10 protein-coding genes and 1 tRNA gene are annotated in these 12,439 nt (G+C 58.9%); 3 read left to right on the top strand and 8 right to left on the bottom strand.

The genetic code is table 11. From position 1 onward, the window contains the following. The 3 genes from uvrC to A7317_RS15330 all read left to right on the top strand — a co-directional run bounded on the left by uvrC (window position 1) and on the right by A7317_RS15330 (window position 2,556). Window positions 1-1,824, top strand: a complete 1,824-nt coding sequence (gene uvrC, locus A7317_RS15340) for an excinuclease ABC subunit UvrC (protein WP_024074542.1) — start codon at window positions 1-3, stop codon at window positions 1,822-1,824. 32 nt (window positions 1,825-1,856) lie between these two features. Beyond that, window positions 1,857-2,417: a CDP-diacylglycerol--glycerol-3-phosphate 3-phosphatidyltransferase gene (gene pgsA / locus A7317_RS15335; protein WP_012723427.1), complete on the top strand. Its 561-nt coding sequence runs from the start codon at window positions 1,857-1,859 to the stop codon at window positions 2,415-2,417. Window positions 2,418-2,480: 63 nt separating this feature from the next. Next, window positions 2,481-2,556 (top strand) — tRNA-Gly (locus tag A7317_RS15330). A 120-nt stretch (window positions 2,557-2,676) separates the two neighbouring features. Here the strand turns inward: A7317_RS15330 and A7317_RS15325 are convergent. From A7317_RS15325 to A7317_RS15295, 8 genes are read right to left on the bottom strand one after another with little or no spacing between them, the layout of a single operon-like run. Beyond that, window positions 2,677-3,711, bottom strand: coding sequence for a DUF2891 domain-containing protein (locus A7317_RS15325; protein ID WP_237141767.1), 1,035 nt, complete (start codon window positions 3,709-3,711; stop codon window positions 2,677-2,679). Window positions 3,712-3,755: 44 nt separating this feature from the next. Continuing rightward, complete coding sequence (locus tag A7317_RS30680; RefSeq protein WP_155766404.1) at window positions 3,756-3,899, bottom strand: hypothetical protein; 144 nt, start codon at window positions 3,897-3,899, stop codon at window positions 3,756-3,758. Window positions 3,900-3,925: 26 nt separating this feature from the next. Further along, entirely contained in the window at window positions 3,926-5,686 is a 1,761-nt protein-coding gene (locus A7317_RS15320; RefSeq protein ID WP_069076223.1) for an enoyl-CoA hydratase-related protein, read from the bottom strand. 23 nt (window positions 5,687-5,709) lie between these two features. Further along, entirely contained in the window at window positions 5,710-7,164 is a 1,455-nt protein-coding gene (gene tldD / locus A7317_RS15315) for a metalloprotease TldD (RefSeq protein WP_069076222.1), read from the bottom strand. Window positions 7,165-7,200: 36 nt separating this feature from the next. Next, the gene (gene trxA / locus A7317_RS15310) at window positions 7,201-7,557 is read right to left on the bottom strand and encodes a thioredoxin (protein WP_069076221.1); all 357 of its coding nucleotides are present in this window, start codon (window positions 7,555-7,557) and stop codon (window positions 7,201-7,203) included. A 28-nt stretch (window positions 7,558-7,585) separates the two neighbouring features. Next, complete coding sequence (locus A7317_RS15305; RefSeq protein WP_069076220.1) at window positions 7,586-8,932, bottom strand: TldD/PmbA family protein; 1,347 nt, start codon at window positions 8,930-8,932, stop codon at window positions 7,586-7,588. Between the two features lie 13 nt (window positions 8,933-8,945). Then, the gene (locus A7317_RS15300) at window positions 8,946-10,724 is read right to left on the bottom strand and encodes an ABC transporter ATP-binding protein/permease (protein WP_237141766.1); all 1,779 of its coding nucleotides are present in this window, start codon (window positions 10,722-10,724) and stop codon (window positions 8,946-8,948) included. After that, on the bottom strand, window positions 10,721-12,433 hold the full coding sequence (locus A7317_RS15295; RefSeq protein WP_069076219.1) for an ABC transporter ATP-binding protein/permease: 1,713 nt from the start codon (window positions 12,431-12,433) through the stop codon (window positions 10,721-10,723). The genes A7317_RS15300 and A7317_RS15295 overlap by 4 nt, the downstream gene beginning before the upstream one ends. Between the last annotated feature and the right edge of the window lie 6 nt (window positions 12,434-12,439).

The raw sequence follows: 12,439 nt of genomic DNA, 5'->3' as shown, positions 1-12,439 counted from the left end.
ATGACCACACCGTTTGATCCAAGTGCCTTCCTCTCAACCTGCAGTGGTCGCCCCGGCGTGTACCGCATGTTCGACAGCGAGGCACGCCTGCTCTATGTCGGCAAAGCCAAGAACCTGAAAAACCGCCTGGCGAGCTACTTTCGCAAGAGCGGCCTGGCGCCCAAGACGGCCGCCCTGGTGGCGCGCATCGCCCAGGTCGAGACGACCATCACGGCCAATGAAACCGAAGCGCTGCTGCTGGAACAGACGCTGATCAAGGAGTGGCGGCCGCCTTACAACATCCTGCTGCGCGACGATAAATCCTACCCCTACGTGTTTTTATCCGACGGTAACTTCCCACGCTTGAGCATTCATCGTGGCGCGAAGAAGCAGAAGGGCAAGTACTTCGGCCCTTACCCCAGCGCCGGCGCCATCCGCGAAAGCCTGAGCCTGCTGCAGAAGACCTTTTTCGTGCGCCAGTGCGAAGACAGCTTCTACAAGAACCGTACGCGGCCGTGCCTGCAATACCAGATCAAACGCTGCAAGGCGCCCTGTGTGGGTCTGGTGGAGCCGGCGGAGTACGCCGAAGATGTACGTCACTCGGTGATGTTCCTCGAAGGTCGCAGCAATGCCCTGACCGATGAACTGTCCGGTGCCATGGAGCAGGCAGCCAGCACCCTGGATTTCGAGCGCGCTGCCGAGCTGCGTGACCAGATCTCCCTGTTGCGCCGTGTGCAGGACCAGCAAAGCATGGAGGGCGGCACCGGCGACGTCGACGTGGTCGCGGCTTTCGTCAACCCGGGCGGCGCCTGTGTGCACCTGATCAGCGTGCGTGGCGGGCGGGTGCTGGGCAGCAAGAACTTCTTCCCGCAGACCGGTATCGACGAGGAGGTGGCCGAAGTCATGGCCGCCTTCCTTGGCCAGTACTACGTCAGCAGCCCCGAGCGCGACTTGCCGTCCGAATTGATCGTCAACGTGGTGCATGAAGATTTCCCCACATTGATCGAGGCGATCCACGAACTGCGTGGTCGCGAGCTGGACATCAGCCACCGCGTGCGCGGCACCCGTGCCCGCTGGCAGCAACTGGCCGTGACCAATGCCGAGCAGGCCCTGGGGGCACGTCTGGCCAATCGACAGCACGTGGCCGCACGCTTCGAGGCCCTGGCCGAAGTCCTCAACCTGGACGAGCCACCCCAGCGCCTGGAGTGCTATGACATCAGCCACTCCAGCGGCGAGGCGACGGTGGCCTCGTGCGTGGTATTCGGGCCGGAGGGGCCGATCAAGTCCGATTATCGGCGCTATAACATCGAAGGCGTCACCGCTGGCGACGACTACGCCGCGATGCACCAGGCCCTCACGCGCCGCTTCAGCAAGTTGAAGGACGGGGAGGGCAAACTGCCCGATATCCTGCTGGTCGATGGCGGCAAGGGCCAGTTGTCCATGGCCCGTGACGTGCTTAACGAACTGGCGGTGCCTGACCTGATCCTGCTCGGCGTGGCCAAGGGGACCACGCGCAAGGCTGGTTTCGAGACGTTGTACTTGAATGATGCCGCCCATGAGTTCACCTTGAAGGGCGACTCCCCCGCGCTGCACCTGATCCAACAGATCCGCGACGAGGCGCATCGTTTCGCCATTACCGGCCATCGTGCCCGTCGCGGTAAAACCCGGCGAACTTCAACGCTGGAAGGGGTTGCCGGGGTTGGCCCGACACGCCGACGCGATCTGCTTAAACATTTTGGTGGCTTGCAGGAGCTATCCCGTGCCAGCATTGACGAAATTGCCAAAGCTCCCGGTATCAGTAAAAAGCTCGCTGAGTTGATTTATGCCAATCTGCACAGCGAATAGAATGCCTTCTCACCTCGTAGCCAGTTGTGCCGATGAATATCCCTAATCTGATCACCGTTCTACGCGTTCTCCTTATTCCGATTTTCATTCTGTTGTTCTATTTGCCGTACGAGTGGAGCTATATGGCCTCCAGTTCGGTATTTGCTTTTGCTGCCGCAACCGACTGGCTTGATGGCTACCTGGCTCGCCGCCTGGAACAGAGCACGCCGTTCGGCGCATTCCTCGACCCGGTGGCCGACAAATTGATGGTCGCCGTGGCCTTGGTCCTTCTGGTACAGGAGCACGGTAACCTGTGGTTGACCTTGCCGGCTGCCGTAATCATCGGGCGCGAGATCGTTGTCTCGGCCCTGCGCGAATGGATGGCCGAAATTGGTGCCCGTGCCCATGTGGCTGTTTCGAACATGGGCAAATGGAAAACCGCCGCGCAGATGCTTGCACTGGTGATCCTGCTGGCCAACCCGTCGGATTTCACCTTCTGGGTGCTGCTGGGCTATGCCTTGCTCCTGATCGCCGCTGGCCTGACGTTGTGGTCCATGCTCCAGTATTTACGCGCTGCCTGGCCGCATCTGCGTACCACCGTTGAAAAGAAATAAAACTTTTTTGAATCAAGGGGTTGACGGGTGGTGAGGATTCTATAGAATGCGCATCACCAAGACGCGGGAATAGCTCAGTTGGTAGAGCACGACCTTGCCAAGGTCGGGGTCGCGAGTTCGAGTCTCGTTTCCCGCTCCAAAATTTAAAAAAGCCACTCATATGAGTGGCTTTTTTTTGCCTGGAATTTATGTGCTGAGGCGTCAGACCTTAGCGTTGGGGGGGGCAGGGTGCATCCAACGCCCCTCTTGGAGATAGAGATCAGGCATCAAGCGCCAAAAATAGAAAGGTGGCGAGCCAGTGCTCGCCCATGTAATGGTCATGCAGGTGGTCGCTGCTTGCCTGCAGATGCATCGCCGCCGACTCGGTCAGTCGGCGACGCTCATCGCTGCCGGCAGCAAAGCCTTGGGAGATACGGGTCATACACCAGGCGCGACTGAGATTCAGCCCGTCCAGATGGGCCAGGCGACCATCAGTGCGGTCACTGACCTGGACAGGGATGAAAAGACTGCCGGTCGCAGAAAAGCTCGGAGCGGGTAGATATTTCGAGAACCACTGACGGAACGCTTCCGGTGCCAGAACCCGTTGCATCAGCAGGGCCTGCTGCCAGGTGGGAGATAGAAAATCCTCACCGCCCGGCTCAAGGTCTGGGCAAGCGACAGCATCCTGGAAGTATGAGAGGGCCAGTCCCTGTAGTAACCGGTCAAACTCAATGTGGTTGAAGGCCTGCGCATAGTCGAGCGCAAGCAAGAGCGCGAAGGCGGTGTTGTTGTGTTGTCCGGAGCGAATCGGGTAAACAAGTTTTGGCAAATAGCTCTTTAGTCGTGAGGCTATCAACTCGGCCAGAGGCTCCAAGTTCGCAAGCCACTGCGGCGCTTGTGGCAAGGTCGATTCTTTGAGCTGGGCGGCGAGCTTGAGCAACCAGACCCATCCATAAGGGCGCTCAAAACCGGCCTGGGCCGGTCGACGAAAGAAGTCTAGCTCAGCCTCTACCTTCGGTCCCGTGAAGTGGCTGTTGAAGTGCTGCTCAATCTGCTGCGCCTGCGGATCTTGTGGCGCTCGCTCCAAGGCACGAAGCAGAAGCCAGTGACTATGGACACAGGAATGCCAGTCGAAACTGCCATAGAAAATCGGGTGCACACTACTTGGTTTTTGCAGGTCTTCGGCAGACTCGAACACGCGGTTTTGGGAGTACGGAAACTCCTGGCGCACGTGTCGCAGAGTCGCTGAAACGATATGTACGAATTGGAGATTGTTCATTAAAGATAACGGCTTCGTATTTAAGGTGAATTTCACTGGGGTCGCGCAAGTTGAAACCCACGACACCATGGATGATGTCGTCAGGGAGTCAAATCATCGGGCAACTCCGGCGCGGGGCTCTGGAAAGCGATGCCTGGGGCACGATGGACGTCTTCAATCAAATCGGTGACGTGCTCCAGGCCGGCATGCACGCCAACGAGATAACCCTGACTGGCCGGGGGCATGCTGCGCAATAGCTGCCCTACGGGAACTACGCGCGCCGTAATTCCTTAGCCAAACGTTTAAGCATGGGCGCTGGTTCCCAGCTTTCACCAAACTGCGCCTGCAACTTCGCCAGGTTGTCGTGCAGCGACACCACGCCTTGGGACCAGCGCGCCATGGGGCCAGACTGGTGCGGTGGGTAGCCATAGCCGCGGGTTATCAGCATGTCGATATCCTCAGGATTCATCGCCAGTCCTGCACTTAGCTGGCGACAGCCCTGATTGGCAATGGAACAGAGAATCGCCTGGAGCACACCTTCATCGTCGAGCGGGCAATCGAGCTCGGTGATCGGGCGGGAGCCAAGCGGCGACCATTGCATGGCCGTCAGCGATAGACCGAAACTTCGGCACACTCGCGTAATGGATTCCAGGCTTACACCACCGACCAGGAGGTTATCGAGGTCCGCCGCCCAACCAGTCCTCATTTCTTGCCCTAATAGCCGCTGGCCAGGTGAATGCACACACGCCAGCCCTATGGCTCGTGCACCTCGCACTGCCAACTGAACGTGCTGGGGTTGATTCGACTCGCGAATCCAGAACTGTAGGAGTGTCTTGGGTCCTGTGCCGTAGATAAAAGCAGGCAGCAAAGCATGCCCCTGTATCTGCTCGGGGAGCTGAGTCAAGTCAACGCTTTCCCCTTCGCGAATCGCATAAACAATAACCGCGCCCGGTTTCATCGCCGCGCAATAGCTGGCGAGGGCCTCCAACCGATCTGCCTGTGGTCCCTCGGTACAGTCCAACCATACGTCTGTAGCTTCCAACGCGGACAGTGTCTCGGATCGCATTGCATTAGGCTTGATCCAATTAATCTGCACGCCATCGACGCTCAGCTTACAGCCGAGAGGAAGCTGCGCTGCGGATAACGTCACCGCCCTTAGTGGCGGAGCATGCTCGTCGGGCCGTGGTGTCGTACGCCAAGCAGCGGCCTCATCGTGCAAAAAGCTGTTCATCAAGGCCATCTTTTGTCCGGATTGCTCGACCTCTAAATAAAGGCGTTCCTCCAACTCATAACCCTTATCAAAGTCATCCGGGTCGATGGCTTCCACCGCCTGCAATACGGCAGCCTTGCCTTTGTAAGAAAAAAACTCTGCGGGCTGGGTGGCCCGGAATTCGCTGAAGAAGTTTTCCGGTGTTTGCGCGAGTAGGTGACTTCGATTGCGGGTTTGTAGAGGCGCTCCGAGCGTCGCCGCCCAGTCCACGATATCTTTGAAATGGCCCGCCCAATCCTCTTCCAGGACCTTATCAACCAGCTTCAGGTCTCGTGCCTGTGCGGCCGTGATGAGCGTACCTTCCACCAGCATTTTCACGGCTGGCTCAATCCCGATCAGCCGTGGCAAGCGTTGCGTGGCGCCAGCCCCCGGTGGTAGGCCTATGTGGATTTCCGGGACCCCGATACGGGCGGTCGCGGTTGCCAGGCGCCAATGGCACGCCAGCGCAAGCTCCAACCCCGCCCCTAGTACGCGACCGTGCATCAGGGCTATGAGCGGCTTCGCGCAAGCCTCCACCGCGTCCACCAGAGGCCGTGCTGCGTCGCTGTTGTACACCACGCCCAACTCGTGCGCTAAGGCCCCGATCGAGAAATCCGCACCTTGCCCATGGACGACAGCCAGTCGCGCTTCGCCGTCCTGCTCGTAAAGCGCCAGGCAGCGAGCGAAATCATCCAGCAGCGCTTCGCTGAAGGCGTTGAAAGGCGGATTATTCAGTTGCAGCAGCGCGAGTGAACCTTCCCGCCGATAGTTGACCAGAGACATGCAGGGCTCCTGTGGGAGACGGCTCAGGCCGTCCCTCCAACGATAAGATTGTCAATTTTCAGAGTGGGCTGCCCGACGCTGACCGGTATGCTCTGGCCTTTTTTTCCACAGACCGCCATCCCCGGGTCCAGCGCTAGATCATTGCCGACCATACTGATTTGGCTGAGCGTTTGCGGGCCGTTACCTGTCAGGGTGGCCCCGCGCACAGGGGCAACCAACTTGCCGTCTTCGATCAGGTAGGCCAGTGCACTTTGGAAAGTGAATTGGCCACTGACAATATCGACCTGGCCGCTGCCTGGAGTGGCCAAGTAAAGACCACGCTTCACTGAAGCGATGATTTCCTCAGGCACCAAGTCGCCATTGCGCATGAAGGTGTTGGTCATACGAGGCATCGGTAAATGGGCATATGACTGGCGACGGCCGTTGCCAGTAGGGGACATGTTCATCAAACGAGCGCTGAGGCTGTCGTGCATGTAGCCGCACAGGATCCCATCTTCGATCAGAGGCGTGCATTGTCCCGCTTCGCCCTCATCGTCGATATTCACCGAGCCCCTCTGGCCGAGCAGCGAGCCATCGTCGACCACGTTGACGCCTTTGGGCGCCACTCTTTCCCCCATGCGCCCGCTATAGGCGGAAGTCCCCAAGCGGTTGAAGTCGCCTTCAAACCCATGACCCATGGCTTCATGCAGAAGAATGCCGGTCCAACCGGGCCCCAGCACTACCGGCATACTGCCGGACGGGCTGGGAATGGCATCAAGGTTGAGCAACGCGCCATCGACCAGCTTGCGCAACTCCTCGGCTATGTTCGCTTCGTCCAGCGTCTCCAGCGCATAACGTCCACCGAGGCCGGTAGTGGCCATTTCGCGTTGCTTACCGTTGGCTACCATCACGCTCATTTGCACGATGATCAGCGGACGCACGTCGGCAGCCAGGCGTCCATCGTGGCGCATGACCATTACGGTCTGTTGCTCTACCTCGATCATGGCGAAGACATTGATTACCCGCGGGTCCATGGCCCGGGCCATACGGTCGATGCTTTTCAGGATTGCGACCTTGGCATCCGTGTCCACAGAATCGATCGGATCAACGTTGGCGTACTGCGCCTGCGGTGCCGTAGGTTGAAGGTTGACTTGAATCTGCTTACCCCCTGGGGGGGCAATGGTGCGTACTGCACGCGCAGCATCCATGAGGAACCGCTCGTTGATCTGCTGGGAGTAGGCAAAAGCACTTTGGTCCTGGTCCAGCGCCCGCAGGCCAAAGCCCTGATCAACACTGAACGAACCAGACTTGATCAGTCCTCCTTCGATATTCCAGCGCTCTCGCTTGACCGACTGCAAATACAAATCCGCAAAGTCGACCTGGTGCGCCATGACATCGTCCAGGACGCGCGCCAAGAGACGCTCGTCCAGCCCATAGGGTTCGAGCAGCAACTGCCTGGCGGCCTGCAGATTATTTATGTGTGTATGAGGTGCGTTCATGATATCCCGGGTAGCTCGTTCAAATGAGGTGGATGATCAGTCGGCGTCGGCCGCAATTCCCTTATCGATAAAACCGCGTAGCCGCAGTCGCGACTGCACACCGACAACCCGCGTAACCTCTTGGCCTTTCCGGTAAATCACCAGGGCGGGGATACCCGCCACTTGGAACCGTGCCTTGCCGGCCTCCGGGTCCTGGGCGTTGATCTCGTCCATATTGCATTTCATGACCTTGAGCCGGCCGTCATACTCTTCGGCCAATTGGTCGATCACCGGCGCGAGCATCTTGCATGGGCCGCACCAGGGCGCCCAGAAATCCACCAGCACCGGCAATTCGGAATCAGTCACCAGTGCGTCGAAGGTCGCTAGGGACAGGTCTTGAATCAATTCGCTCATGTGGTTCGCTCCGTTCAGAATTTACGAGTTATTGGCCGCCGATTCGCAGCTGGTCGATCAGGATCGAGCCACTGCTGATATTGCCCAGGGTCAGGGTGTCGCTTCCCACCGCTACGATGCCGGCAAACATCTCGCGCAGATGACCGGCAATGGTGATTTGCTCGACCGGAAACTGAATCTGGCCGTTTTCAACCCAGAAGCCTTGGGCGGCGCGCGAATAATCACCGGAGGCCAGGCGTACGCCATCACCCATGAGGTGGGTGACCAGAAGCCCCGTATGCAGCTTGCGCAGCATGGTTGGCAGGTCATCTTCGGCACGCGTCAGCTGGCTTTTGAGGATAAGGTTGTAGGCACCCTGGGCGTTGCCGGTGCTGGCCATGCCGAGGCGTCGCGCACTGTAGGCACCGAGAAAATAGCCGTTGACCCTGCCATGCTCGACCACGGCGCGACGTTGCCCGGCCACGCCGTCGGTGTCGAAACAGGCGCTGGCCGTGCCACCGACAAGGAAGGGGTCCTCGAGCACGTCAATGTGCTCGGCAAAAACCACTTGACCAAGGCTGTCACGCAGAAAGCTCGAACCGCGTGACAGCTCGCTCCCGTTTACCGCCTGGAAAAAATGCTGAGTGAGGCTATGGGCAGCCCTGGGCGCGAGCAGCACCGGGCAACTGCGCGAACTGATTGAGCACCCGCCCAAGGCTTCAAGCGCAGATCGCGCAGCGCGCTCACCCGTAGCTTCCGGCGCCTGGAGGCGAAGCGGTGCAGTTTGATAATCCATCCACGAATCCAGCTTGCTTTGCCCATTACGATTGGCAATGACTCTCGCGGAGATGTTGTGGTCGGTACGCGTCGTCGTCCGGCAAAATCCTCGTGACGTCACCAGTTGGAATTGCGAGCGCGAAGTACTCAAACTGGCTCCGTCACTGCGCACTTCACTGCCTGCCGAGCGTATGCCGGCCTCAACGCGATGGGCGTGTTCAAGCGCCTCCTCAATACTCAGGTCCCAGGGGTTGTCGAGCTTGAGGTCTGCGTAAAAACGGCTAAGCCCGTCGCCGTCCACCAATCCCGCGTGGGGGTCCTCGTTGGTGTAGCGGGCGATATCCAGCGCTTTACTCACCATGCGCTGTCGGTTGCCCGGGCTGAAATCGGTGGAGTGCGTGGTGCCTTGCCGATCACCGCGAAAAACCGTGAGGGAAAGCCCGCTTTTGGCATGTTGCGAGCGCGTGTTCACACGGCCGTCGATGACCTCGACGCTCAGGCCGGCCATCTCTGAGAGAGAGACCTTCACATCGCTTGCACCAGCCGCCTGGGCCTGTGCGATCAAGTCATGAGCCACTTCTGCCAGTTGTTCCTCGGTATAAGCGAACTGATGATTCATGGATAACTCCTGTTCAGAAAGAATATCCAGAAGCGCCTTCACGCTGCGGATGGTTGAATGAGAACGGCGGTGGCGCGTCCAGATCGAGTACGTGGTCGTGCAGGCTGTCCAGGGCGGGTCTGTGGCTGATACTCACGACCGTGGTGGCAGGCAACTGAGCGACCATATGGCGGTAAACGGCGAGCTCGGTCTCAGCGTCCAGCGCACTGGTGGCCTCATCGAGGAACACAAGGTCCGGGCGTTGCAGTAGCAGCCTTGCAAACGCCAGCCGCTGCTGTTCACCTCCGGACAACTTGTGTTGCCACGCAGCTTCTTCATGGAGCAGCGCTGCGCAGTGCGGCAACTGACAGTCACGCAGCGCCTGCTCGCACTGCGCGTCACTGAACTGAGCCGCCTCGGCGGGGTAACAAAGTGCTGCCTTGAGCGTGCCGGTAGGCGTATAGCTGCGCTGGGGAACAAACATCACCTGCCAATGGCTCGGCGTCCGTATCATCCCGCTGCCATGTGGCCACAGGCCGGCGATGGCGCGCAGCAAGGTGCTTTTGCCCCGCCCGGAAGCGCCCTTGATCAACCAGCGCTGGCCCTGGCTGATGTCGAGCGACCTGAGCGACAGCAAGGGTTGACCCAACGGTTTGAGCAGGTGCACATCGCGACAAATCAATCGGTCGCCGCCACGCTGCAGCTCAAAGCCATTGGGCTTCGCATCCAGTTTGTTGATTGCCCAGCTGAAGTCCCGCAGCCGGTTAACCAGCGCCAACCAGAGGGTAAAGGTTGGGTATATCTGCACGAACAGGTTCAAAACGCTGGTCATTGCGCCGAACGCCCCACCGGCTGGGCCGCCAAGGCCACCTCGGATGCGCGCAACGTCGCCAAGGCTGATGTCCCCGCTCAAGTAGCGCGGTAGCGCAAGCAGGAGAGGCAGCAGCGAGAATGTTTCGGAATAGGCGTCGCGGGCGAACATCAGCCTGGAGGTCCGTTTGATGATTGCCACCCAGTTGCTGCGTACTCGCATGAAGGCGCCAGATAGCCGCTGACCTTCTGTTTCGCCACCACGATAGATAGCGATCTGCTCCGCATTTTCGCGCAAGCGCATCGCCAGGGAACGAAACTCGGCTTCCACCGTTTGCTTGTGGTTGTTGAGGCCTATCAGCGACTTGCCTGCCCAGTGCACCACAGCCAGTTGGCCAAAGGTGTATGCAAAAGCGGCTAACAGCAGATATCCCGGAATGGCCAAGGCCAGCCCGAATACACTGAATGACAACTCACCCGAAAGTCCCCAGAGCACCACCCCGAAGGACACGGCGCTGACCACTACTTGAATGATGTTGAGAATATTGTTGAGCGTAATATCGACGAACTGGGCAACGTCCTGGGCGATGCGCTGATCGGCATTGCCGAGCACGCCCTCGCGTTCAAGCTCGAAAAAGTGGTTGGCCTGCGTCCAGCGTTCTACATAGTGACGCGTCAACCAAGTTCGCCAACGCAACTCAAGTAGCTGCCGGAAGACCGCGCCTATGAGCATCAATACCGGAGTGGCCAACGCCAGCAAAAAGTTGAGCACCAGCACGGGAAACAGCGTTGCCCAATTCCGCGCGACTAGCGCATCGACCAGGTTGCCACCGGCCTTGTTCGCCCACACGGCGACATATACCCCACCCAAGGTAATGCTCACGCACACAGCGAACAACAGGTAGGCCAGCCACTTCTCCTCCGAAATCCAGAACCCTATTACGAGGCGACCTATACCCGGACGCAGCCTGCTGCTGTCGGTTCTTTGATCGGTAGCGCTCATGCCGGCACCGCATGTCGCGCGGATGTGACGTTCAGTTGATGTGAATAGTGCAAATCGAGTTGCTGGTTATGACTGATGCTGACAATGGCGCTGTTGGACAAGCGGGCGAATACCACCTCATAAAGCGTGCGCTCGCTGGCTATATCCAGCCCGCTGGTGGCCTCGTCAAAAAAGACGAATTGCGGTTGTTGCAATAACACTCGCGCAATGGCCAAGCGCTGCTGCTCGCCGCCAGAGAGTACTTTCTGCCAGTCATCACATACGCTCAATGACCCCGCGCGCTCGGTCAAGCCGACATCGAGAAGCGCCTGCCTGCATTGCTCCGTGCTGAACCTGGTCTCAACATCCGGGTAGCAAAGTGCGGCTTGCAAGCTGCCCTCGGGGATGTAGCTTTTTTGCGGGACGAACAGCGTGGTCGCCTGACTTCCCGGCAGAGTGATGTCGCCGTTGCCATGGGGCCACAGCCCGGAAAGCGCGCGTATCAACGTGCTTTTGCCGGAGCCGGAGGCCCCTCTGATCAACCAGCGCTGGCCTGGTTCTATACGGATGGCGGCCACATGGCTGAGCAGTTCACCAGTGGGTGCCTTCAGCGCCAGGGGCGACGCAGTCAATACCGCCTCGCTTGAGCGTATAAACCTGATACCCGAGCGGTTGAATTGCAGTTTATCCAGCGCCGCCTTGAAGTCACGCAACCGGTTGGCAGAGGCCAGCCAGATGCTGAACTCGACATAGCTGGAGATGAAGTAGTTCAGCGAGGAATGAACGCGTTCGAAAGAAGCCGTAATCTGAGTGATGTCCCCTAGAGAGGCCGCACCTGACAAGTAACGCGGCATCGACAGTGCGGTGGGAACCAGGCTGCCAATGTGAAAATAGGTCACATTGGTAATCGATAGCTTGCAGGTGCGAATCAACAACGCGACAAAGTTGAGCTGTATCTCTCGGAACTGCCGCATCATGCGGCGCCCCTCTTGGGGACCACCGCTATAAAATGCGATTTGTTCAGCGTTTTCCCGCAGGTTCATGCCCAGCGCACGGAAGTCCGCCTCGACGGTCTGCTTGCGCGCATTGAGGGCAATCAACGGCTTGCCCATCCATTGCGCTATCAGCATACCCAGCAGTGAATACAGGACCACGGCGTAGAGTAGATAACCAGGAATTGCGTAGTGGTTTCCGGCCAGGTTGAACTCAACGGTACCGGACATTGACCACAGCACCGCACCGAACGCGAAAGCATTCACTACAGCCGTTATTGTCCCCACGCTCAAGGACAGCGCGCGCTGCACGAATACGTCGATGTCTTCGGCCACGCGCTGGTCTGCATTGCTAAGCAGCCCGTCGCGCTCTACGCCATAAAACCGCTGATCGACGGTCCATTGGTGGAGAAAACCGTGGGTCATCCAGGTTCGCCAGCGAATGCGCAAGTAATCCTGCGCCGCATAATTGACGATGGCCAGAAACGCCATTGTCATCCCCAGCGCCAACCCCAATCCCAGTGCCCCCCACAACGTAGGCCAATCTCGTGCGACCAGCGCATCCGTCGTTTTTGCCACAATTCGGATTGCCGCGAGGGACACGTAGACCGAACCGAAGTTGATCGTGAGATTGGTCGCCAAAAGCCCCCAAGCCCAATACCGGTCTTCAGAAACCCAGTAGGGCAGCAAAAGCTGGGCGAGCGAGGGCCTGGCAGTGGTTTTTACGGCACTGGTCATAGGGGT

Origin of the sequence: Pseudomonas fluorescens, from assembly GCF_001708445.1 — a bacterium.
Taxonomy (GTDB): domain Bacteria; phylum Pseudomonadota; class Gammaproteobacteria; order Pseudomonadales; family Pseudomonadaceae; genus Aquipseudomonas; species Aquipseudomonas gorinensis.
This window is presented reverse-complemented; position numbering and strand designations above follow the sequence as displayed.